The 23,812-nt window shown below is 68.0% G+C and carries 15 protein-coding genes; 1 reads left to right on the top strand and 14 read right to left on the bottom strand.

Annotated features, from left to right (window positions below; translation table 11 throughout):
* From pks13 to DEU38_RS25240, 14 genes are all read right to left on the bottom strand, one after another.
* The coding region (pks13, locus tag DEU38_RS25175; protein WP_114724165.1) for a polyketide synthase Pks13 at positions 1–3,904 on the bottom strand (3,904 nt) is incomplete at its 3' end.
* Positions 3,905–3,949: 45 nt separating this feature from the next.
* Positions 3,950–5,845, bottom strand: a complete 1,896-nt coding sequence (fadD32, locus tag DEU38_RS25180; RefSeq protein ID WP_114724116.1) for a long-chain-fatty-acid--AMP ligase FadD32 — start codon at positions 5,843–5,845, stop codon at positions 3,950–3,952.
* A gap of 238 nt (positions 5,846–6,083) precedes the next feature.
* Positions 6,084–7,085 (bottom strand): LLM class F420-dependent oxidoreductase, encoded by a 1,002-nt coding sequence (locus DEU38_RS25185; protein ID WP_114724117.1) that lies wholly within the window; start codon positions 7,083–7,085, stop codon positions 6,084–6,086.
* A gap of 186 nt (positions 7,086–7,271) precedes the next feature.
* A complete protein-coding gene (locus tag DEU38_RS25190) occupies positions 7,272–8,264 on the bottom strand; it encodes a cutinase family protein (RefSeq protein ID WP_114724118.1) in 993 nt (330 codons plus the stop codon).
* A gap of 6 nt (positions 8,265–8,270) precedes the next feature.
* A complete protein-coding gene (locus DEU38_RS25195; protein ID WP_114724119.1) occupies positions 8,271–8,837 on the bottom strand; it encodes a DUF732 domain-containing protein in 567 nt (188 codons plus the stop codon).
* A 133-nt stretch (positions 8,838–8,970) separates the two neighbouring features.
* Positions 8,971–10,857 carry an alpha/beta hydrolase-fold protein gene (locus DEU38_RS25200; protein ID WP_114724120.1) on the bottom strand — a complete coding sequence of 629 codons (1,887 nt, stop codon included), beginning with the start codon at positions 10,855–10,857 and terminating at the stop codon, positions 8,971–8,973.
* A 194-nt stretch (positions 10,858–11,051) separates the two neighbouring features.
* Entirely contained in the window at positions 11,052–12,050 is a 999-nt protein-coding gene (locus DEU38_RS25205; protein ID WP_114724121.1) for an alpha/beta hydrolase family protein, read from the bottom strand.
* Between the two features lie 290 nt (positions 12,051–12,340).
* Positions 12,341–14,257 carry a flagellar motor control protein ZomB gene (gene zomB / locus DEU38_RS25210; RefSeq protein WP_114724122.1) on the bottom strand — a complete coding sequence of 639 codons (1,917 nt, stop codon included), beginning with the start codon at positions 14,255–14,257 and terminating at the stop codon, positions 12,341–12,343.
* A complete protein-coding gene (locus tag DEU38_RS25215) occupies positions 14,235–15,140 on the bottom strand; it encodes a decaprenyl-phosphate phosphoribosyltransferase (RefSeq protein ID WP_114724123.1) in 906 nt (301 codons plus the stop codon). The genes zomB and DEU38_RS25215 overlap by 23 nt, the downstream gene beginning before the upstream one ends.
* A complete protein-coding gene (locus DEU38_RS25220) occupies positions 15,137–15,652 on the bottom strand; it encodes a phosphatase PAP2 family protein (RefSeq protein WP_114724124.1) in 516 nt (171 codons plus the stop codon). Before DEU38_RS25220 ends, DEU38_RS25215 begins: the two co-directional genes overlap by 4 nt.
* On the bottom strand, positions 15,636–17,486 hold the full coding sequence (locus DEU38_RS25225; RefSeq protein WP_114724125.1) for a glycosyltransferase: 1,851 nt from the start codon (positions 17,484–17,486) through the stop codon (positions 15,636–15,638). Before DEU38_RS25225 ends, DEU38_RS25220 begins: the two co-directional genes overlap by 17 nt.
* On the bottom strand, positions 17,483–18,703 hold the full coding sequence (gene glf, locus DEU38_RS25230; protein WP_114724126.1) for a UDP-galactopyranose mutase: 1,221 nt from the start codon (positions 18,701–18,703) through the stop codon (positions 17,483–17,485). The genes DEU38_RS25225 and glf overlap by 4 nt, the downstream gene beginning before the upstream one ends.
* Positions 18,704–18,785: 82 nt before the next feature.
* Positions 18,786–19,427 (bottom strand): MerR family transcriptional regulator, encoded by a 642-nt coding sequence (locus DEU38_RS25235; protein ID WP_114724127.1) that lies wholly within the window; start codon positions 19,425–19,427, stop codon positions 18,786–18,788.
* A 166-nt stretch (positions 19,428–19,593) separates the two neighbouring features.
* Positions 19,594–21,309 carry a SpoIID/LytB domain-containing protein gene (locus DEU38_RS25240; RefSeq protein WP_114724128.1) on the bottom strand — a complete coding sequence of 572 codons (1,716 nt, stop codon included), beginning with the start codon at positions 21,307–21,309 and terminating at the stop codon, positions 19,594–19,596.
* 389 nt (positions 21,310–21,698) lie between these two features.
* On the opposite strand from DEU38_RS25240, the gene DEU38_RS25245 reads away from it, so the two are divergent.
* A complete protein-coding gene (locus tag DEU38_RS25245) occupies positions 21,699–23,738 on the top strand; it encodes an N-acetylmuramoyl-L-alanine amidase (RefSeq protein WP_114724129.1) in 2,040 nt (679 codons plus the stop codon).
* Positions 23,739–23,812 lie beyond the last annotated feature (74 nt).

Genomic DNA, 23,812 nt, shown 5'->3' on the forward strand with positions numbered 1-23,812 from the left:
AGATGCTCTTCGCCGACTTGCCCGTCACCACCGCCCACGACGCGAACGTCAGACGCTCGGCCGCATCACGCGGCGGCACATCGACATCGCCGGACTCGGCCGGAGCATCCTCGACCTCGGCAGCATCCGGAAGCTCCGGGACCGCCGCCGAAACGGTCTCCCCGGCCTCCTTCTCCGCCTGCTGCTGCGCGGCCAGGGCCGCGACCTCCTCGCGGTTCTCGACCGCGTAGTGCAGGTACTTCGCGACGTCCTGCATGCTCGCGTCCTTCACGGCCGCCAGCTGCAACTGCGGAATGTCGAACTCGTACTCGACCCGGTTCTTGATCCGCACCGCCATCAGCGAGTCCAGACCCAGCTCCACGAGCGGAATCTCCCCCGGCAGATCCTCCGGCGCGTAACCCATCGACTCCGCGACGATGATCGTCAACCGATCCTCGAGGGACTGCGAGCTGCTCGGATCCCACCGGTCACCGAACGTCTCGACAACCTCGCCCTGCACCTGGTCCGACACGGTGGTCGGGGCAGCGACGGCAGCGAGGGCGGGCTCCGGCAGTGCCTCGCCCGAAGACACGACGGCGTCGTAGACCAGCGCGAACGCGTTGCCGGCCTTGCCATGCACCTGCACCGACGCGCCACCGAGGTGCGGCACCAGCGTCGTGGTCAGGGTTCCGGTCGACGGCACGTCACCGTGCGCGACGGCGCCCGTGAGCGCGACATCGGCGAACAGCTGCGACGCGGCGGCGGTGACCAGGGCGTTCAGGTCCGAGACCGCGGACGCCTGCACCTCCCACGCGTGCCGGCCGTCGGGCAGCGCGACATGCGCGCCGGGGACCCGGGTGTTGCCGGCCGACGACACCCGCGCGTCGATCCAGTGCCGCTTGCGCAGGAACGCGGTGCGCGGCAGGTCGGCGTAGTCGCCGGCGGGCAGCAGCGACGGCAGATCCACCGCATGCCCGTGGACGTACAGCTGCGCGAGGGCGGTCAGCACGCCGAGCGGCTCGTCCTCCTTGCGCTTGAGCGTCTGGATCAGCTGCGTGTCGGCGACACCGGCAGCCCACGCGGTGGCCGCGACGGACATCAGCGTCACCGGGTTGGGCGCGAGCTCGACGAACGTGGTGTGTCCGGCGTCGACCGCGGCCTTGACGGCGTTGGTGAAGTACACGCTGTGCCGCAGACCCTTGGTCCAGTACTCCACCGGATGGATCGGGGCGTGCCCGGCCGGGTAGAAGGTGTCCTGGTCGACCGACGAGTACTGGCCGACCTTCAGCGTGTGCGGCTCGATACCGGCCAACTCGGCCGCGAGCTCACCGAGCAGCGGATCGACCTGCGACGTGTGGCTGGCGCCCTTGGTCTTGAGGACCCGGGCCATCTTCTCCTCGGCCTCGGCGCGCGCGACGATCGCGTTCACCTCGGGCTCGGGGCCACCGATCACGGTGTGGGTCGGCGCCGCGTACACGCACACCTCGAGATGCGGGAAGTCCGGCAGGACCTTCTCGATCTCGTCGGCCGTGTACTCGACCAGCGCCATCAGGCGGATGTCGTCGCCCTCGAGCAGCCCCTCGGCCTCGCCCATCAGGCGCGAACGCGAGCAGATCACGCGGACGGCGTCCTCGAGCGACAGGCCGCCCGAGACGAACGCGGCGGCGGCCTCGCCCATCGAGTGGCCGACGAGTGCGGCCGGGTCGGCGCCGTGGTGGCGCAGCGTCTGCGCCAGACCCACCTGGATCGCGAAGATGCCGACCTGCGACGTCTCGACGTCGTAGTCGACCGAGTCGTCGAGGAACTTCTCCTTCATGGAGTAGCCGGCCTCGTCCTCGATCAGCGCGTCCACCTCGTCGATCGCGGCCGCGAAGACCGCGTTCTCGAGGTACAGCTGCTTGGCCATCTTGCGGTGCTGCGAGCCGAAGCCCGAGAACACCCAGACCGGGCCCTTCGACGCGGGTGCGTCGGCGGACAGCACACCCGGCGCGGGCTTGCCGGCGGCGACGGCGCGCAGGCCGGTGACGGCCTCGGCGCGGGTCTTGGCGATGACGACGGCACGGGAGCGGCCGTGGCTGCGCTTGGCGAGGGTGCGCGCGACGTCGGCGAGCGGCGTGCGGCTGCCCTCCTCCGTCTCGAGCCAGTTGGCGAGGTCCTCCGCGGCGCGGCGACGGCGGGACGGCAGGGACGCCGACACCGCGAGCACGACCGCCGTCTCGGTGGCATCGGACAGGCCCACCGACTCGGCGGCCTCGGCGAGCATCCGCTCGGCCTCGGCCTCGATGGTGGTGTTCTCGTGGTCGAGGTCGACGGGAGCCGCATCGGCGTCGGCGACCGCGGCGGGACCGGTGTACTCGCGGACCACGACGTGCGCGTTGGTGCCACCGAAACCGAAACCGGACACGCCCGCGACGGCCTTGCCGGTGTACCGCGGCCACGCGGTGGCCTCCGGAATCACCTGCAGGTGCGCCTTGTCGAACTGGATGTACGGGTTGGGGCCCGCGTAGTTGAGCGACGCCGGGATGACGTCCTCACGCATCGCGAGCACAACCTTGATCAGGCCCGCGGCGCCCGCGGCGGCCTCGAGGTGACCGAAGTTGGTCTTGGCCGAGCCGAGCAGCGCCGGCTTGTCGTCGTCGCGCCCCCGCCCGACGACGCGGCCCAGGGCATCCGCCTCGATCGGGTCGCCGAGGATGGTGCCGGTGCCGTGCGCCTCGATGTAGTCGACGCCGGTCGGGGCGATCCCCGCATCGTGGTACGCGTGTCGCAGGCAGTCGGCCTGCGCGTCCGGGTTGGGCGCCAGCAGGCCGTTGGAGCGGCCGTCCTGGTTGACGGCGGTGCCCGCGATGACCGCGAGGATCGAATCGCCGTCACGCTCGGCGTCCTCGAGACGCTTGAGCACGACGACGCCGCCACCCTCCGCGCGGACGATGCCGTTCGCGTCCGACGAGAACGCCTTGATCTTGCCGTCCGCGGTGAGGATGCCGCCCTCGTCGAAGCCGAGGGTCGCGGGCGGCGCGAGCAGCATGTTGACGCCACCGGCCAGCGCGATCTCCGACTCACCGGCACGCAGGCTGCGCACCGCCTGATGGACGGCGACCAGCGACGACGAGCACGCGGTGTCGAGCGCCACCGACGGGCCACGGAAGTCGTAGAAGTACGAGACACGGTTCGCGACGATCGCGGTGGACGTGCCGGTGAGCGCATACGGGTGCGCCGACACCGGATCGCTCACCGCGAGCAGCTGGTAGTCGTTGGCCGACGAGCCGAGGAAGACACCGACCTCGCGGCCCTTGAGCTGGTTCGCCGGGATGTGGGCGTGCTCGAGCGCCTCCCACGTCAGCTCCAGCGCGAGGCGCTGCTGCGGGTCGACGTTCTGGACCTCGAGCGGCGACATCGCGAAGAACTCCGCGTCGAAGCCCTGCACGTCGTCGAGATAGCCGCCCTTGGTGGCGGCCTTCTCCACGGCCGCCGCCACGTACGGATCGGCCATGAACTCGGCCCAGCGGCCCTCCGGCAGATCGGTGACCGCGTCGCGGCCCTCGATCAGCAGCTTCCACATCTCCTGCGGGGTGTGCCCGGCGCCCGGGAACCGCGTCGCCAAACCGACGATCGCGATGTCGTGGGACTGCCCGGCCGGGAAGCCACCGCGGTAGTACGAGGCGTCCTCGGCCTCCGCGGGCAACTCCGGCTCGCCCTCGATGATGCGGGTGGCCAACGAGGCGATGGTCGGATGCTGGTAGACGATCGTCGCGGAGAGCGTGACACCCACGAGATCCTCGATCTCACCCGACAGCGCGACCGCGTCGCGGGAGGAGAGCCCGAACTCCTCCAGCGGTCGATCGTCGGATATCGAAGCGACCGGTTGCCCGGTGGCCTCCGCGATCCACTTACGCAGCCATTCGCGCAGCTGCGCGACCGTCATCTCGTGTTCAGCCATCAAATCACCAAGCTACCCATCAGGAAAGGACTAGTCGGAAACGCTATCGGGGAAAGCGGTCTGGGCGTGACCGCCACGCAGCGTTCCCTCGATGTAGCTCGCCTTGCAGGCCCGGCGCGCCAGCTTGCCGCTGGACGTACGCGGAATCGAACCGGCCGGCACCAGCAGCACGTCACGCGCGGTGACGCCGTGACGCGACGAAATGGCGGCACGGACCGCGTCGGCGACGGGCTGCGGATCGGCCTTGCCGGCACCCGGCGCCCGTTCCGCGACGATGACCAGCTGCTCGGACGCGTCGTCCTGGTCGAACTCCAGACCCGAGTGGGAGTTCTCGAACACGACCGCCGGAAGCTGGTTGGCCGGCACGGCGAACGCGGCGACGAAGCCGGGGCGCAGAGCAGCGCTCGCCTCCTGCGCCGAGTACTCGAGGTCCTGCGGGTAGTGGTTGCGACCGTCGACGATCACCAGGTCCTTGACGCGACCGGTGATGTACAGCTCGCCGTCGACGAAGACGCCGTAGTCGCCGGTGCGCAGCCAGTTGGCGTCGTCGGGCGCGCCCGCAGCGTGCGTGTTCTCCGGCAACCGCTCGAGCAGCTTGTTGTGGAAGGTCTCGGCAGTCTCCTGCTCACGACCCCAGTAGCCCTGGCCGATGTTGTCGCCGTGCAGCCAGATCTCGCCGACGTAGCCGTCGGGGCGCTCGGACGCGGTGTCGGGATCGACGATCGTGGCCCACTGGCTGCGCGAGATGGCACCGCACGCCACCTGCGCGACAGCGCCCGGAGCGTCCTGGTCGACCTGGACCATGCGGCCGTTGTTGAGCGCGTCGCGGTCGACGTACATGACCTTGGCCTCGTCCGACGGATGCGTCGTGGACACGAACAGCGTGGCCTCCGCCATGCCGTACGACGGCTTGATCGACGTCTTGGGCAGGCCGTACGGCGCGAACGCCTCGTTGAACTTGCGCATCGACGACACCGTGACCGGCTCGCTGCCGTTGATCAGGCCGATGACGTTGCTCAGGTCGAGGTGCTCGCCGTCCTTCGGCAGACCGCGCACCGCGGCGTGCTCGAACGCGAAGTTCGGCGCGGCCGCGTACGTGCCGGCACCGTCGGCGATCGCCGCGAGTTCCTTGATCCAGCGGTACGGACGCGCCACGAACGCGCGGGGGCTCATGATCGTGATGTACTGCCCGCCCAGCGCAGGCAGGATCACGGTCAGCAGGCCCATGTCGTGGTAGAGCGGCAGCCACGTGACGCCACGCGAGTGCTCACTGAGCCCGAGGGAGTCGACCATCTGCAGCACGTTGGTGGCGACACCACGGTGCGTGATCTCGACGCCCGCGGGGGTGCGGGTGGAGCCGGACGTGTACTGCAGGTACGCGATGTCGTCGAGACCGACGTCCGGGCGGACCCACGTGTCGCCGACGCTGTCCGGGATCGCGTCGACGGCGATGATCCGGGGGCGCTTCGCGGCGGGCAGCGCGCGGAAGAACTGGCGCACACCTGCAGCGGACGACGTCGCGGTGAGGATCGCGGCCGGCTCGCAGTCGCCGAGGACCGCGTGCAGTCGGTCGGTGTGGCCGGGCTCGTCCGGGTCGAACAGCGGGACCGCGATACGGCCGGCATGGATCGCCGCGAAGAACGAGATGACGTAGTCGAGGCCCTGCGGAGCGAGGATCGCGACGCGGTCACCGAATTCGGTGACCTGCTGCAATCGCGCCGCCACAGCGCGTAGACGCAGACCGAACTGACCCCACGTCAGCTCGTGGGCCTCACCGTCACGCTCACGCGAGTAGTCGACGTACCGGTACACCAGTTCGCCCGCATTGTTGCGCGTGTGCTCGTCGACATAGTCGATCAGCGTGTGACCCGGCGTGAGCCGGATGTGGCCCTGTTCGTCGAGGTAGTCGTCGAACATTGCGTTCATTCCTTCTCCTGTCGAAGCGATCACACAACCATCAACCGACATGATTGCGCCCCAGACTTCCTTCGCCGCGCGGATTCAATTGCTTCTCACTGCTTGGTCGGTGCCGGCCTGCTACTTGTCGCCGCTCGTGGCTACCCTGTTCAGTGGTAGTCACTCGCAACTTTCGGGACGTAGACGACATGCCTACGAGTCACTCCATCGACTCGAAACCAGCAACATGTTACAGATGTGCATCGATCTATTCGCCTCGGAGCAATGGGATCACCGGCGCGAAAGCTTCCATCTGAGTCGGGAACACACCCACATATGACATCGACGTCTTCTCGCGTACGTTACGGATCTGATCCGCGATCTCGTCGTACGACCCGATCGCCAGGTACGGCGAGTTCAGGATCTCCTCGACCGACAATTTGACGTCTACCTCGATGTTCGGGGGGAATCCCTGATCGAGGGCCGCCAGTGCCATCTCCGCCGCCTGCTCACGGTCATCCGTGATGAGGATCATCGTGATGGTCCAGTTCAGCTCGATGTCGTCGAAGCGATCACCCGCGGCGTCCCGGATCCGCTCGACGCGGGCGATGGTGTTCTCCATCGTGATGCCCGACAGCAGCAGCCGGCCCTCCGCATTGGTCGGGGTGGCCACGGAGATGATGTCGGCGTACTTGGCCGCCAGCGCCAGCATCTTCGGTCCACCGCCACCGACCGCGATCGGCGGGCGCGGGCCCTGTCGCGGGCGCGGGCTGCCCTTGAGACCACTGATCCGGTAGTGCTCGCCCTCGAAGTTGCACTCCTGGCCACGCAGCAGCGTGTCCAGAATCTGCAGGGACTCTTCGAGTTTCGCAATTCGGACACCCGGGCGTTCGTACTCGATGCCGCCCTTGTCGAACTCTTCCTTCATCCACCCGGCACCGATACCGAGCTCGAGGCGACCACCCGACAGGACGTCGATGGTGGCCGCGTCCTTCGCGAGGACCGCGGGATGACGGAAGCCGTTGGCGAGGACAGCCGTGCCCAGCCGGATCTTGTCCGTGGCGATCGAGAGCGCGCCGAGCGCGGCGATCGGTCCGACCTGGTTGCCCAAATGGTCCGGGATCATGAAGCTGTCGTAGCCCAGTTCCTCGGCCTTCTGCGCCAGCTTGACGAATCGACGGGCACCGCCTTCCTCGGCGTTCCCCTCGCCACCGGCCGCGAACCGGAACTTACGCGGCACTCGGATACCCGAGTCGTCGGTGGAACTCATCAAAGCCTTCTTCCTCACTTCACGCACGCGAGCATGGTTGGGCCCATCGGGCACCAACCCATCAGCATAGGGACCCACCCCTACGACCCGTGATCGGGCCGCGAGCACGGACACTACCGCGCAACTGACCGCCAGGTAGCCACTTCCGCCGACTCGGTGCGACTCGGTGCGTCCGGGCGCGAACCGCTACTCGTGCGCAGGCGTCGGAGCCGCTTCGATCTTCTCGGTCGCCCAGTTCGTGATCCACTGCGTCGCGGTGGTCCCGTTTCCGTCGACGACGAACGAGTTGTACAGCGCGTGAACAGGATTGTTGTAGTACTCGCCGAGACGCGACGCACTGCTGAGCCAGTTTCCGACCTTGAGCGCTTCGGCAGGGGCATCGCAGATTCCGTCGCTGGGCGCGCAGATCTGCAACGCCCGGTCCGAGAGCGCGCCGAACCCGCCGGGCCGCGGGCCGGTCATCGTGATGCCGGGGAGTTTGAGCCCGGAGAGCGCCAGTTCGGCGCCGACACCGGCGACCGGCGGCCCGACGGTGGGTGCCGCCGCCGGATCCCGCCGGCCGTCCGCGATGAGGCCGACGCCCAGCACCAGGTCCGCGGGCACCGGCCCGTCGCCGGCCCCGATCCGCGCCGCGACGTCGCCCGCGATGACCGCGCCCTGCGAGAAGCCCGCCAGCACGTACGTCGTGAGCGGGCATTCGGCGTACCGGCGCTCCATGACGTCGATGGTGGCCTCGGTACCTGCGGCCCGGGAATTGTTGTACGACTCCTGACCGTCCGGCGGGAGCGCGATCGGATTGGAGAACTGCGCGACGTACGGGACGGTGTACACGTCGGCACGCTGCGGAGAGAAGCTCTCCTGCAGCGGCCGGGTGACGTTGAGCATGAGCGACGCGGGATTCGCGGTCGGGTTGTGCGGGTCGTCGCCGATACTCGACTCCCACGTACCCGGAACCGAGATCACCTGGACATCCGGGCAGTCGGCCGGTTGCGCGCTGGGCGTCGTCGGCCCCGGAGGCGTCGGCGGTACCGGCGAGGGCACGCGCCCCGCCAGCAGATACCAGATCGCCAACAGCACGAGGACCAGCACGAGGAGCGCCGCCACGATGGCGACGATCCCGAAGCGCCTACGTCCCCGATTCTTCCCCGACTTACGCGTCCCGCGTCCGCTCACAGTCATCGATTGCTACTTGCTGCAGTACTCGGCCTGCGCGACACGGATGTAGACCTGGGCGTTCTTCCCGGCCTGCTCCGGTGTCAGCTCCTGACCGGCCGCGCTCGCCTCACTGCCGACGGCGGCGGTGACGAACGTGGCGATCTCCGCGTCCGAGCTGCCCTGCTCGCCGGCAGCACAGATGTAGTCGGCCGTCGAGACCGCGATGAAGCCGTCGGAGGCGGGCGTGATGCCCTCCTTCTTCAGCCCGTTGAGGAAGGCCTCTCCGCGCGGGGAGATCGGCACCTCGGTCGGGCCGGGGAAGCCGCTCGGCACTGCCTGCGGCTCCTCGACCGGCTGGGTGGCACCGCCGCCCGATCCCTGTGCGGGAGTCTGCTCCGGAGCCGCCGGGGCCGCCGACGCGCCGCCACCGGAGGGCGCCTTGGACGTGGTGGACGCCGCCGCCGTCGTGGTGGTGGGGCTGCCCGTCGCCGTCGTGTCGTCGTCGCCACAGGCGACCAGCAGGCTGCCGGCAGCGAGCGTCATAGCGCCGACGGCCACAGTGCGGGCCAGCGCGGAACGAGTGCGTAAGAAGTGCATATCAGTCCTTGCGTTGACTTGGGTCGTATCGGTGTACGTACCGGTACAGACTCTTGAAACAGGCTACAGATGCGGCACGGGCGGTGACCGGATCGTCTGATCCGGTCACCGCCCGCACGTAGTCAGCTACAGGTCAGCGGATCGCTGCCTTGCCGTCCTTGATGGTGATGACACCATGCTGGAAGTTCTGCTCGACACCACCCGGGATGTCTCGCTGGTCACCGATCGGGAAGCCGAGACGGCCGTTCTCGTAGTTCTCGCCCTTCCAGGCGTCGAAGATCGGGCCGTTCTTGACCGACCATGCGCCGCTGGCGGGGCTCCAGTAGATGTTGCCGTTCTGGAACCGGTTGAAGCGACCGCCGTCCTTGACGGGAACCTCGTTGGTCAGCGGCAGGCCGAGCCAGCCGTTCTCCCAGTTCAGTTCGCCGTACTTCTTCATGATCAGGCCCTGAACCGCGTTCGCTCCGGTCTGCGGGGTCCAGTAGACGGCACCGCCCTCGAAGCTCTGGATCAGGCCTTCCTTGCCCGGGATCTTGACCGCGTCGTCAGTCGGGTAGCCCAGTCCACCGGTCTCCCAGCCCAGCTTGGACCAGGTGTCCCGGATCGGACCGCTCACCGCGTGCGCGCCGGTCTGCGGCGTCCAGTAGACCGAACCGTTCTGGAAATGGTTCAGACGCCCGCGGCCGTCGGCCAGCACGATCTCGGGGGTCGTCGGCATTCCGAGGTCACCGGCCGGTCCGCCGGCACCCTGGTACGCACCACCGATGCGTCCCGCGACCGGGTATGTACCGCTACCCGAGTGGAAGATCCGACCGAAGCGGTAGTCCTGCGCCACACCGCCGGGCACGGAGTACTCACCGGTGAGGCAGTCGCCGATCCACTTGTTGCCGTTCGCGACCGGCGCGATGGCACCGCTCGGACCGCAGGCCGGCTTGTCGACCTCGACGCCGAGCGAGTTGGCGAGCTGCGGCCACAGCTGGTGCAGCTCGAACTCCCAGTACGGCCACGAATGCGTGCCCGACGGACGGTAGTTCACGGTTGCGGGGATGTTCAGCTTGCGCAGCTTGGTCGTGAACGTCTGCGACGTGAGGCGCGACAGGATCTCGAGACCCATGCCCGCGTAGTTGGTGCTGATGCCCGGGATGCCGGACGGCTGGTCGTAGGGACCCGTCGTTCCGCTACCGCTGGAGATGTAGAGGCTGACGCCCTTGAGCTTGTCGGCCAGCAGGTACGGATCGTGCGCGGCCCACGCGTCGTTGGTGGGGTTGCCCCACATCGCGTCGGCGTCGAATCCGCCGGCGTCGTTGATCGCGTACGAGATGGCCTGCGGCATACCGAGCGTCGTGGTCGTCAGGATGCCCGACAACGAACCGGCGAACTTGAAGAAGCCCTGGTTGCGCGCCGAGAGCATCATCGCGGACGTGCCGCCCATCGACAGGCCGACGACACCACGCGTCTGCGTGGTCCGCCACTGGCCCTCGAGGATCGGCGGGAGTTCCTTGGTGAGGAACGTCTCCCACTGGTAGTTGTGACCGTTGTTCTGGTCGAGCCAGTCGGCGTAGAAGCTGGAGTTGCCGCCGATCGGCAGCACCACGTTGACGTTCTTGTCAGCGAAGAACGCCTCGGCGTCGGTGTCGAGCGTCCAGCCGTTCTCGTCGTCGCGCGCACGCATGCCGTCGAGCATGAAGACGGCGGGGAACTTGGCGTCCGGCTTGGCATTCCAGTCCCGTGCGAGCAGCAGCTGCACCTGGATCGGGACGCCCATCGACGGCGAATTGACCCACACCGCGACCCGACGATCCGTGAGCCAGTCGACGCGCTGGACGGTGCCCGGCACCCCGGACTGCATGGTCGAGGGCGCCTCGGGGGAGCCGATCGACTGGGCGACAGCGGTGCCACCCGACGTCAGGCCCGCCGCGATCGGCAGCACGAGCGCGGCCGCGGCGAAGCCGAGCGCCCGCTTGCGCCAACCTCCCCCGGCTCCTTCGCGGCGCTGTGGCCGCTCGAGACCTAATCGCATCGGGACAACTCTCCTTCGTCGTGGCGGACGCCCCCAACTGGGCCAGAACATCGCTTCCTTACTACACGGAAGGACCTTCGAAGTGGGGTTGCCGCGCTGGTGGGATAGTGAATTTGTCGTTACAGAATGCGACATGCCATCCCCCGCGCCCGAGGGCGTGGAGGATGGCATGTCGGTTCAGGTCATGGTTGCGGTCACCGAGCGCCGAGCGCGTCGAGGATCTGACCGCGGGCCTTCCACAGTTCGTCCGACCAGTAGCCCCATGCGTGGGTGCCGTTCGCCGGGAAGCTGTAGGTGGCCGGGATCTTCAGCGTGGCCAGGCGCAGCTGGAACGCGCGGGTGTTCGCCAGCGACAGCGCCTCGAGGCCCATCGCATTCGCCGCGTTGTAGTAGTCGATGGCCTTGCGCGGCTTGTCGTACTTGCCGGGCAGACCGCTCGCCGCCGAGATGTACATCGACAGGCCCTCGAGCTTCGGCGCGAACACGAACGGGTCGTTGCGCAGCCAGTTGGGGCTCCACGGCGGGCCCCACATCGAGTCGACGTTGAAGCGGCCGGCGTCGAGCATTGCGACGCGGATCGCCTCACGCATGCCGGGCGCCGAGATGTGCAGGTACCCGGAGAGCGACCCGGCGAACTTGAACTGGTCCCGGTGGTACGCGGCCAGCGTCAGTGCGGCCGAGCCACCCATCGACAGTCCGAGGACGGCGTTGTTGCTGCGCGAGACACCGCGGGTCGCGAGGTAGGCCGGAAGTTCCTTGGTCAGGAACGTCTCCCACTTGTAGGTGATCTGCTGCCCGTTGAAGTTGCTGGGCGCGTACCAGTCCGTGTAGAAGCTGGACTGGCCGCCGACCGGCATCACCAGGGTGACGTCGTCGAGGCGGAACTGGTCGAGTGCGTTGGTCTCGAAGGTCCACGCGTTGGCGTCATCACGAGCACGAAGACCGTCGAGCAGGTAGAGAGCGGCGTCGCCACCACGGGCGGCCCACTGGACCTGCACCTTGACCGGCCCCATCGACGAAGGCACCGAGAGCTCTTCGTATCCGCCCGCGGGAGCAACGGCGCGCGCCGGAGCGGCAGTTGCGACTGCACCGCCCGCGATTCCGGCCGCGAGAGGCAGCACCAGGGCGGCAGCACCGAGCGCCATCACCCGCTGCTTGAAGCGCCGGGTCAACCTTTGTCGATCAAAACGCATGGATACTGCTCTCTCTTCGTCTTCGTCTGCGGCGCCCCGCTCAGGAGAGTGGGCACCGTCGGATTCCGTCGGGAAACAAGGCATTTACCGGCCCGCTTTCGACAAGGCCGGTAGCGGACCTCATCCAAGTCACACTGCGCTCGGTGGACTTTATGTCACGGTTTGCGTTGACACAAATGGCACTCAATGCAACGGCGAGGGGTCTCCTCGTGTGCTGCTCGTCACGTGATTGGATCGATCCGTCGCAGCGTAGCGTTACGCAAACGAGACACTTCGACCCGGGTGAACCCTCACGACGTCGGAGTTCCGAGCCCACACCTCTGGATCTCGTACGCCGGGATGCGGTCGATCCGATAGTCGGCGAACTCGAAGGACCGTCGGAGGTTCTGTTTGAACCGGGCCCACGTGAGATCCGAGCGATAGGACGTGAGCAGATCCTGGGTCTGCGGGCAGGTCAGCGCCGTTCGAGCATCCGCCACCCAGCGCTCGTCGATGAACGGCGGCAACCACGGATGCACTGGCACCATCCCCGTGTCGGCGACGAGCCAGTCCGGGAGCAGGTCCTTGTCGTGGCCGATGCGTCCGTCGGCAAGTCGATCCGTGTGCGCGGCGATGGGGTTCGCCAGTCCGATGTTGTCGACCACACGAACGTCCAGCGGGACGTTCATCGCCGCCATTCCGAGCATCGGGAAGAACACCGTGTGGCCGGCGCCGCCCGGCGGGATCGGCACCGGAGGCGGAACCACCCACATGAAATCTTGGGCGCCGGAGGACATCAACAAACCACCGTCCGGGGTGTCCGCGATCGTCTCGACGATCGCGCGTACCCGCGGGAAGTCGAGGTAGTCCTCGGCACGGATCGGGTGCTTGTGGCCGGTGTTGAGCGAGTAGAACGCTCGCTCGTCGACGATGCCGCTCCTGCCGACAACGGTGCCGTTCGGCATGCCGACGAGGCTGGCGGCCCATGCGGCCCACCCCACGATGCCGACCCAGACCGCGAGCGATCCGGCACTGAGGATCATCGCCCGCCGGTCCTGCCGGTCCCCTGCCCGCGGCACGCGGATCGGGACGACGGCGACCGGCAGCAGCAGGCAGAAGAGGGCCGGCAGCAGGGTGCGTCCGTGCATGAAGTCGCCGCCGACGCGAATGGCGTACGCCGCCAACAGGGCTCCGCCGACCAGGATGAAGGCCACGACCCCACGGGTGCTGCGCAGCCAACCGCGGAATCGGAGTACCCGCGACGGCGCGGAAACCGCGATCTCAGCGGTGCGGGTGGACCGGGTCAGGCACCAGACGAGCCCGGCACCGACGCCGAGCAGAAGCAGTGGAAGCCACAACAGATACGGCCCGACCAGGTTGCCGAGGTAGGTGAAGCCCTGGCTCCATTCGGAACCGCCGGCTTCCTTCGTCACCGCCGTGTTCGGGTACGGCAGACCGTAGTAGCCCATACGGAAGATCTGATAGGCCACCGGCACCAGGCCCGCCACGACGACGACCGCGGTCCTCGAGCGCCAGTCCATTCCGGTCGAGAGGAGAACCATGAGGAGGGCGAGGGCGCCGAGGATCGCCATCTCGGGACGCACCAGCGGACTCAGCCCGGCGACGAACGCCAGTGTGAGGACCGAGGCGCGGGACGGGTCGGCAGCCTGCGCCCATCGCACGAGCAGCAGCGCCAGCAGGGCGATCCAGAAGATGACCAGGCAGGTTTCCAGACCGGAGGTCGCGAAATCCCGGGCCGGGGGCAGGGCGATGTAGACGAGGACTCCGGCGGGCAGAAGCACCATCGTGCTGCCCGATGCCGACATGGTCGGCGCGTAGAGACGCCGGGCGGTGAACATTGCCAGCACGATCGCACCGACCGACATGACCAGGGCGATCGTCAACACGACGTACTCGAGCCGGGCCTGCGTGATCCAGCCGAAGGCGTAGACGACGTACGTCCACAGCGTGCTGGTGTTGGCCTCGACGCGCTCCCCCGCGTTGAAGACGGGACCGTTGCCGGCGAGCAGATTCCGGACCGTGCGCAGCACGATCAGCCCGTCGTCGGCGATCCACCGTCGCTGCCACGCACCCCAGGCGAAAAGGATTGCCGTGACGACGACACCACCGACGAACACGGCGCGGCTGATGCGGTTGCCCTGAGGGCTCCGATCAACTACGGGTTCGTCGGTGGTGCGTGTCGGCTCAGATGAGGTAGAGAGCGACACCTACTACTCCGATCCAGGCAATCGCGAGGAACTGGAGCACTCGGTCACCAAGCGCAATCTCTTCGGGCTCGCCCGCCTCGCCACCGTCGACGTCCACTGCGTATCGCAGGATAGCGATCGTGAAGGGCACCATCGAGATCGCGAACAGGTTGGTGTCGTTCGCGCGATCCTGCTCGAAGGCCCACAGCCCGTAGCAGATCACGACAGCCGTCGCCGACAGCGTCCACACGAACCGCAGGTAGGTGCCGGTGTAGTACTCGAGGGACTTGCGGATCTTCGCGCCGGTGCGCTCCGCCAGCTGGAGCTCGGCGTATCGCTTGCCGGCCGCCATGAACAGCGATCCGAACGCCATGATCAGCAGGAACCACTGCGACAGCGGAATCTCGGCGGCCACACCACCGGCGATCGCGCGCAGCAGGAAGCCCGACGAGACGATGCAGATGTCGAGGACGGCCTGGTGTTTGAGGCCGAAGCAGTACGCCAGCTGGATCCCGATGTACACGGCCATGACGACCGCGAGCTGCCAGTTCGCGACGAACGACAGGAGGATCGAACCGGCGAGCAGGACGACGGCCATGCCGTAGGCCATGTTGACCGGCAGCACGCCGGCCGCGATGGGCCGGAACCGCTTGGTGGGGTGTGCCCGATCGGCCTCGACGTCCATCGCGTCGTTGACGAGATAGATGCCCGACGCCGCCATGCAGAACACGACGAACGCGATCGCGACCGGCAGCAGGACGTCGCCCTGTGTGACGGACCCGGCGGCCAGCGGGGCCGCCAGCACGAGCACGTTCTTGACCCATTGGCGCGGACGGACGGCCTTGACGATGCCTCCGGCCAGCGTCTTCGGGGGTCCGGTGACGACCGCCGGCTCCTCGCTCATTTCACTCCAAACTTCTGCTCGGCCCGCAGCACTGCTGCTGCGGACACGGCGCCGAGTGCCGACCCCGCGAGCACGTCGGTCGGGTAGTGCACCCCGAGAACCAGGCGCGAGAGCAGCATCGGCGGGACCAGTACCGCAGGCAAGGGTAGCCCGGTGAGTCGACCGAGCAGCACCGCCGCCGCCGTGGTGGATGTCGCGTGCGAGGACGGGAAGCTCAACTTGCTCGGCGTCGACACGTTGATCTGGACGGACGGGTCGTTCGGCCGGGGACGGCGGACGACTCGCTTGATGACGATCGACGCCGCGTGCGCGCCGACCGCGCCGACCGCGACGCCTGCCCAGCGCCGACGTCGCGGCTTGTCCAGTGCCGCACCGACACCGGCGACGGCCACCCAGCCGAGCGCGTGTTCACCGAAGTGCGACAGCCCGCGCGCCGCGCGGATCACCTGGGGCCTGGACCCGATCGTGGCCTGCACGGTCTGCAGGATCCGGACCTCAGATGCCGAAGACACGTTCCCACCTCTCCTTGCTGGTCAGCTCCGGCGCGGCGGCCTGGTACTCGCGCGCGAGTTCCGGGAACCGCTCGGCGAGCTCGCGCCGCAGACGCAGCGATTCCTTGAGCAGCCGCGCCGCGACCTTGGGGTCGCGCTTGCGGTAGACGACGCCGCGACCGTCGGCGGTGGTGACGGTGACACCGTCCACCTGCGACAGCAGGAACCAGCGAGCGTCGAGCGTCGGCACGTTCAGCTGCGGCTGCTCGAGGTGCTCGGGCTTGGACTTCTTGACGTTGTGCACCAGACCCTTGACCAGGCGGGTGGCGATGGCCACCTTGTTGGTCGGGAGGCTGACGTTGCCCACGTCCTCGCGGGACGGGAGCGGCAGGCTCGTCGAGGACGGCAGCACCACGGCGTCGGGGTATTCCTTGCGCAGCGCGTGGACGGTGCCCAGCGCGGTGGGCAGCAGGTCGGCGACGTGCTCGGGCCCGGCGAGGAAGTCCTGGATCGCGAGGTTCTGGATCGCGACCGTGGAGTACTCGAGGCACAGCAGGTGCTTGGCGGTGGCCTTGACCGTGTGCAGCACCAGCCCGTTGATGCTGTCGGGCATGTGCAGCGCCGCGACGACGAGGCGATTCCTCAGGTGGAAGTACGCCTGCCAGTCGATGGCGTCGTCCTTGTCGCTCCACGCCATGTGCCAGATCGCGATACCGGGCACCGTGGCCGTCGGGTAGCCGGCACGCTGGGCGCGCAGCGCGTACTCCCAGTCGTCCCACTTGATGAACAGCGGCATCGGGAGACCGATCTCCTCGGCGCAGACGCGGGGGATCATGCACATCCACCAGCCGTTGCCGTCGACGTCGATGCGCCGGTGCAGGTTCTTCGAGTTCTCGCGGTCGCTCAGCGGGTACTGGGAGAAATCGTGGTCGTACTCGGCGTTCGGCGCACCCGTCCACATCGTGACGGAGCGGTCGATCACCTCGCCCATCGTGTGCAGGTGGCTTCGTTCCTGCAGGTTGAGCATCTGGCCGCCGACGAGCATGGGGCTCTTGGCGAACCGCGACATCGCGAGCGCGCGCAGGACCGAGTCCGGCTCGATTTCGATGTCGTCGTCCATGAACAGGATGTACGGGCTGTCGGTGTTCTTCAGGGCCTCGTACATGATGCGGCTGTAGCCGCCGGAGCCACCGAGGTTGCCCTGGTCGTGAATCGTGAGCTTGTCGCCGAGGATGGCGGCGGCCTCGGCGAAGCCCGGCTCGTCGCGCACCTTGCGGGTGCCCTGGTCGGGCATGATCACGGCGTCGATCACTTCGAGAACGAGGGGATCGGACGCCAGCGCTGTGAGCGCCTTGACCGCGTCGGTGGGGCGGTTGAAGGTGGGGATTCCCACCGCGACGCGGCCCTCACCCGGGGCGTCGACCGGCGCGTACCAACCGGCGCTGCGCAGTTCCACCTCGGCGTCGGTGGTGATGTCGAACCAGATCCAGCCGCCGTCCTCGAACGGGCCGAGATCGATGTCGAACTCGAGAACTCCTTCGCGGAACTCCTTGCCCTCCACGTGGATTCGGGACCCGTCCGCCTTCGATCGGTAGACGTCGACCCGGCAGTGCCCGGACAGTTCGAGCCGCAGCACGACGGATTCGAGGACGGTCCACCGCCGCCAGTAGCTCGCGGGGAACGCGTTGAAGTAGCTGCAGAACGACACCTCGGACTCGGCACCGATCGAGACCGACGTGCGCGACGTGGCGTGCGCGCGGCGCGCGTTGGTCTCGGATTCCTCGGTGTAGAGGCTGCGGACGTCGAGCGGTTCACCGGCGCGCGGGAGCAGGACCCGCTGCAGCAGCGCGCTCACGCCTGGTCTCCGGCCAGCGGCTCACCGGACTCGAGGTGCGGACGCAGCGTGTTGTCGAACATCGACAGCGCGCTCGCGATCGCCATGTGCATGTCCAGGTACTGGTAGGTACCGAGGCGCCCGCCGAACAGGACCTTCGCGTTGGCCGTCTCGGACTTCGCGCGGTCGCGGTAGGCCTCGAGCTTCGCGCGGTCCTCGGGGGTGTTGATCGGGTAGTACGGCTCGTCGCCGCTCTCCGCGAAGCGCGAGAACTCGCGCATGATGACCGTCTTGTCCTTGGGGTAGTCCCGTTCCGGGTGGAAGTGGCGGAACTCGTGGATGCGGGTGAACGGCACGTCGGCGTCGTTGTAGTTCATGACCGGGGTGCCCTGGAAGTCACCGCAGTCGCTCAGCACCTCGGTCTCGAAGTCGAGGGTGCGCCAGCCCAGCTCGCCCTCGGAGTAGTCGAAGTACAGGTCCAGCGGGCCGGTGTACACGACGGGGGCGTCGGGGTTGGCGGCGCGCAGGTCGTCGCGGACGTCGAACCAGTCCGTGTTCAGCCGGACCTCGATCTTGGGGTCCTTCGCCATGTTCTCGAGCCACGCGGTGTAGCCGTCGACCGGCAGACCCTCGTAGGTGTCGTTGAAATAGCGGTTGTCGAACGTGTACCGCACCGGCAGGCGGGTGATGTTGCCGGCTGGGAGGTTCTTCGGGTCGGTCTGCCACTGCTTGGCGGTGTACGCCTTCATGAACGCCTCGTACAGCGGGCGACCGATGAGGCTGATCGCCTTCTCCTCGAAGTTCTTCGCGTCCTTGCTGTCGAACTCGGCGGCCTGCTCGGCGATGAGCGCACGCGCCTCGGCCGGCGAGAAGTAGCGGCCGAAGAACTGCGACACCAGCCCGAGGCCCATCGGGAACTGGTAGGCCTGGCCCTTGTGCATCGCGAAGACGCGGTGCTGGTAGCCGGTGAACTCGGTGAACTGGGTGACGTAGTCCCAGACCCGCTTGTTCGACGTGTGGAACAGGTGCGCGCCGTACTTGTGGATCTCGATCCCGGTTTCGGGATCGGCCTCCGAGTACGCGTTGCCGCCGAGGTGGTGGCGGCGCTCGACGACGAGCACGCGCTTGCCTAGCTGCGTCGCAGCCCTCTCGGCGATCGTCAGACCGAAGAATCCGGATCCGACGACGATCAGGTCGTACTGACCTACGGACGGTGCGGGCGCGTTTTGGGCAGTCACGGAAAACAGGGTAGGCGACTCCGCCGCCTGTGCGCCTTTCCGGTGGCGCGAACCACCGAAAAGGCCCACGGGCGCGCAGCGCCTACAGGTCGAGCGCGAACGCGAGCATCGCGTCGCTGACGAATGACGCGGTCCCCTCGCCGTGCCGGTCGTAGTTCGCCGCGAACCGGGGGTCAGCCACATACATCTGGGCCAGGCCCGCGAACTCGTCGGCGGCTATGTCGAGTTGCTCCTGCTGGAAGCTGTTCTTGTCCGCGTCCGGCAGCGCGCGCCACCAGGCGTCGCTGCTCCGGTACGCCTGCTCTCCCCACCGCTCGATCACCTCGTCCTTGTATCGGGTGTGATCGAATCCGTCGAACATCTCCTCGGCCATCAGTGGCTCACCTCTCCTCGTCTTGTCCAGGGTCGTGCGCACCGACGCGATCTGACGTTGCAGTCGAGCCTGTTCCTGCTCGAGCAGGTCGAGGTGGGTGCCCAGTGCCGTGACGGCGTCGGTCTCGCCGCCGAGCACGTCGGCGATCGCGGCCAGCCCCAGCCCCAGTTCACGCAGCAGCAGGATCCGCTGCAGCCGCACGAGCGCGGCCTGGTCGTAGAAGCGGTACCCGTTGGCCCCGATGCGGCTCGGCTCGAGCAGGCCCAGGCTGCCGTAGTGCCGCAACGTCCGGCTCGTGGTTCCGGTGATCCGCGCCAACTGCTGGATGGACCACTCTCCGGGTCGGTTCACGTCGCACCTCCTCGACCTCGATCTTCGTCGGTCCTTCCAGCGTGCAGGTTGACGCGACGTCAAGGTCGAGCGGAAAACAGAAATCGGGCAGGATCCACGGAGAGTTGCTGATTCTCCTGGAGTTCCTGCCCGATTCCCTTAGGCGCCGGCTGTCGGCGTCCTCCTTCTATCCGGTAGCGCTTCCCGGCTCGATCTCACCGCTGCCCTGAAGCACCTGCTGCAGGACGACGCTCGAGTCGACGACCTGCGCACCCAGCGTCGGCGTCCATACGATGGTGCCGCCGGTGTAGGCACGGAACTTGCCCGACTCGTCGGGCAGCATCAGCTCCGGGCCGGTGGGTTCACCGAGACTGCCCGCCGGTCCCCCGAGGTCGCGGTACTTGGCGTCGATCAGCGACTCGGGATCCGCGACGTCGGCGACGGCCGCGACATCGACAGGCTCGGCGATCGGCAGTGGTCCGCTCGAGCCCGGCAGGGGCGGGAGCGGGGGCAGCGGCGGAAGCGGGGGCAGCGGGAGCGACTCGAGCGAGCCCGGCGTGATCTCCGGCAGCGGCGGCAGTGGGATCGACTCGAGCGAACCCGGCGGCAACGGGATCGGCAGTCCCGGGATCGGCCCCGGTGCTCCACCGCCGCCCACGGTGAACCAGTCCGACTTGAGCCCGAGCTTCCACCGGGCTTCGTCGCCGGTCGCCTCGACGGTGCGGGTCGAGCCGGCGACCCGCACCCGGGTCACGCGGCCGCCGTCGGCACCCAGCCCGTTGCGGCCGATCACCTCGAACGAGAACAGTTCGCCGACCCCGAACGCGTTCGCGATGGCCCCGGCCGTGACGGTCTGCGTCCAGTTGCGGTTCGGCGACATGACGTCGCCGTCGTCGGGGACGGCCGGGAAGACACCGCCGGCGGTGAATCCACCGGACGAGGACGAGAACTCGGCGGCCATGGTCTGGTTACCGCGCTTGAGCACGGTGCCGGCGGTGGAGTTCACCGCGTCGGTGGTCCGGCGGTCCTCGTTGGACGACCCGCGATACACCTGGCAGGACTGGGTGTCGCAGGTCTGCGCGTACCCGTAGCGGCGCTCGGCCGCGGCGTACGAACGCGCCGCGATGGCCTGGGCGCGCAGCGCCTCCCGCCCGCCGGAGTCGGCCCACGACGGGACCGATTCGGCCGGCACCACACCGTAGAGATAGTCCTCCATCAGTACCCGGTTCACGGTCCGCCAGGCGCCGTTGCCGTCGCGCGTGGCGTTCATCGCGCCGCGATACGGCACGTTGCCGTCGCACAGTCGCAGGTGTTCGTTGGCCGGACGGTTCCCGCCGAGGTTCACCGGGTCGACCCACGGATGGTTGGTGGAGCCCCGCCAGATCTCGCGGCCGGTGCACCCCTCGGTGACGGTGACATCGGCGCCACCCGGCGTCGGGGTGAGGTGCGCGGAGGAATTGGGCCCGAAGTAGCGACCCGCGACGTTGAGTCCGGCCTGCGAGTAGACGTCGAGGCGCTTGTCGTCGCGGCCGAGCAGTCGCACGGCCACCCACGGGTCGTCGACTCGGCCGAGGGTGGTGTTGCCGTAGTAATGGCCCACGATCCGCTCCGCTGACCAACCCTGATTCTTGGCGTAGCCGTAGGCGCCGTACTGGCCCATCCCGCGGCCGTGTCCGTAGCCGTGACCGTTGAGCGTGATGGATGTCTCGGCGGCAACCACCGGCGCGATCGCGGGTTCGGAGTCACGCTCGAATGCGGCGAGTCCCACCACGGCTCCCACCGCGAGGGCCGGGGCCAGCCCGAATGCTGTCAGTCGGGCCAGGGACCAGGAGGGGCCGGTCACGGATCGTCGGCGGATACGGACACCGCGATTCGTGACTCTGCGGAGACGGGGGGTCGCCATACTGCGCTCCTCATCGGTGAAGGGTCCGGAACATCGCGCGAGGTCCGGAAACGGTCGTGCCGACGACGCAGCTGCCGTGGATCTGGAGCGAGGCAGCCGCCCGACCTGCACACTCCCAAAAGGCTCAAGCTAAGGTTGAGCGTTATGGATGTTGCGACTAGTGTGGCAACTGTGACTGGTGTTGGCAACAGCTACCACTGAGGTAACACCAATCACATCAGTAACATCTGCATCACAAGTTGCAGACATCCTCGGATGATCTGTGGACTTCCTCCCGGGGCAGCCCCCAGGATTCAGTCCGAACCCCGACCCCACCGGGATCGGTCCGGCCGAGAGGTCGCTCGCAGCGCACGAAGACACCCCGCGCACTACCACGAGGAGAATTCGCCTTGCCGCACCGTCGACCGAAGAACTCGATCGTTCTGGCCGCAGTCGCCGCGGTGGCAGTCGCCACGCCGTTCGCGGTGCAGGCCCTGAACAGCGACCAGTCCGATGTCCGCTCCGCCAGTGATTCCTACCCGACGATCGAGACTCAGATCGCGGAGGTCGTCCTGGCCTCGGTTCCGGACATCGTGATCCCGCTCAAGGAACTCACCGGGCTCGATCTCCCGGACATCCACCTGCGTGACCTACCGTTGCCGACCCAGATCCCGCTTCCGGGTGGCGGTTCGCTCGACCTGCCGTCACTGACCACGCCGGACGCGCCGGGCGACATTGCCGCTCCCACACCGGCACCGGCGCCCGAGACGACGACGGTCCCGGCCGATCAGCTCGGTGCCACGGTCAAGGAGATCACCCGGGACGAGCCGTTCTCGATGGTCGCGCTCACCGCGCCGGACCTCGAGTCGACGGTCACGAAGCTCCGCGCGAAGCTCGCCGACGGGTCGTGGGGTGAGTGGTTCACCCCCGACGTGATCGAGAGCGGCAGCTCCGACATGGCATCGCAGTCCGGCAAGCAGGGCACCGATCCCGTGTTCGTCGGCGAGACCAATGCGGTCCAGATTCTCGTGTCGCCCAAGGACGGTGCCGCCGCCGGCACCGCTGGAACCGGCGAGCAGGCAGCGCCGGCCGCAGGGGCCCCCGCGGAAGCACCCGCCGAGTCCCCGGCCCCGGACGCAACGGCCGAGACGCAGCAGCCGCTGGGCTACGTCCCGGCAGCGGTGTCCAAGCCGCTCCACGCGGCCACCGTCAACGCGAACGACATCGCCGCCGTCCTCATCAATCCCGGTAGCGGACCGCAGGATTCGAACCTCTCCGACATCGCGACGCCGACGTCGGTGAACGGCATCAACGTGATCTCACGCAAGGCGTGGGGCGCCGACGAGGGCATCCGCTGCCAGAACCCGACCTACGACGACTCCACCGGCGGCGCGACCGTGCACCACACGGCCGAGAACAACAACTACACGAAGGACCAGTCGGCGGGCATCGTGCGCGGCATCTACGCCTACCACGCGCAGACGCTGGGCTGGTGCGACGTCGGCTACAACGTGCTCGTCGACCGCTTCGGCCAGATCTTCGAGGGACGTTTCGGTGGCCTCGACCGCCCCGTCCAGGGTGCGCACGCCGGTGGCTTCAACGAGAACACCGTCGGTATCGCCATGATGGGCAACTTCGTCAACACCCCCGCACCGGCCGCGACGATCGAGTCGGTGGGCAAGTACCTCGGCTGGCGGCTCAAGCTCGCGAACCTGAACCCCAAGGGCTTCACGACCATGTACTCCGAGGGCACCTCGTTCACGAAGTACCCGCTGGGCACGGCCGTGAATCTGCCGATCATCTTCGCGCACCGCGACGTCGGCTACACCGAGTGCCCGGGTGACGCCGCCTACAACCAGATGAACCAGATCCGTGACATCGCCGCAGCCAACTACGGCGGCGGAGTCGGCGGCCCGCCGCCCACGAACCCGAGCTCGGGCAACAACGGCGGCAACAACAACGGCGGGAACAACGGCGGGAACTCGCTCGACCTGGCGCAGCACATTCCGGCCGTCGTCAACGGGATCCTGTCGATCGCCGACTCCAACCCGATCGCACAGCAATGGCTGGCCATGGGCGGCAACCGCAGCATGCTGGGCGACGCCATCACCGGACTGCTGACCACCGCGACCGGACAGCTGTACGCGTTCTTCCAGAACGGCGCCATCTTCACCTCACCGCAGGGCGGGGTGGTCACGATGCTCGGCGAGATCTTCAAGTCGTGGCAGGCGTCCGGCGGCGCACTGAGCGACATCGGTCTGCCGATCAGCGACGAGTACCGGGTGGCCAACGGCTTCCGCAGCGATTTCGAGCGTGGATCGATGATCTTCGACGAGACCACCAAGCAGGTCACGACGATCCTGAACTCGCCCGCAGCGGCACCGGCGGCGGCCCCGGCCGCAGCAGCACCGGCGGGCACGGTCTCCGAGGCCCCGGTCCAGATCAACTGATCACCGCTCGCGACAACGAAAGCGCTTCCGCTTCCACACAGTCGGCGGATTCCAGGCGTTGTCGCGACACGCGA

Source organism: Rhodococcus sp. AG1013 (assembly GCF_003350365.1).
Lineage (GTDB): Bacteria > Actinomycetota > Actinomycetes > Mycobacteriales > Mycobacteriaceae > Prescottella.

Coding starts and splice junctions, on each gene's coding strand:
- DEU38_RS25240 (WP_114724128.1), bottom strand. CDS start 21,309: ATGGCGACCCCCCGTCTCCGCAGAGTCACGAATCGCGGTGTCCGTATC.
- DEU38_RS25200 (WP_114724120.1), bottom strand. CDS start 10,857: ATGCGATTAGGTCTCGAGCGGCCACAGCGCCGCGAAGGAGCCGGGGGA.
- DEU38_RS25205 (WP_114724121.1), bottom strand. CDS start 12,050: ATGCGTTTTGATCGACAAAGGTTGACCCGGCGCTTCAAGCAGCGGGTG.
- DEU38_RS25215 (WP_114724123.1), bottom strand. CDS start 15,140: ATGAGCGAGGAGCCGGCGGTCGTCACCGGACCCCCGAAGACGCTGGCC.
- DEU38_RS25185 (WP_114724117.1), bottom strand. CDS start 7,085: ATGAGTTCCACCGACGACTCGGGTATCCGAGTGCCGCGTAAGTTCCGG.
- DEU38_RS25190 (WP_114724118.1), bottom strand. CDS start 8,264: ATGACTGTGAGCGGACGCGGGACGCGTAAGTCGGGGAAGAATCGGGGA.
- DEU38_RS25195 (WP_114724119.1), bottom strand. CDS start 8,837: ATGCACTTCTTACGCACTCGTTCCGCGCTGGCCCGCACTGTGGCCGTC.
- fadD32 (WP_114724116.1), bottom strand. CDS start 5,845: ATGAACGCAATGTTCGACGACTACCTCGACGAACAGGGCCACATCCGG.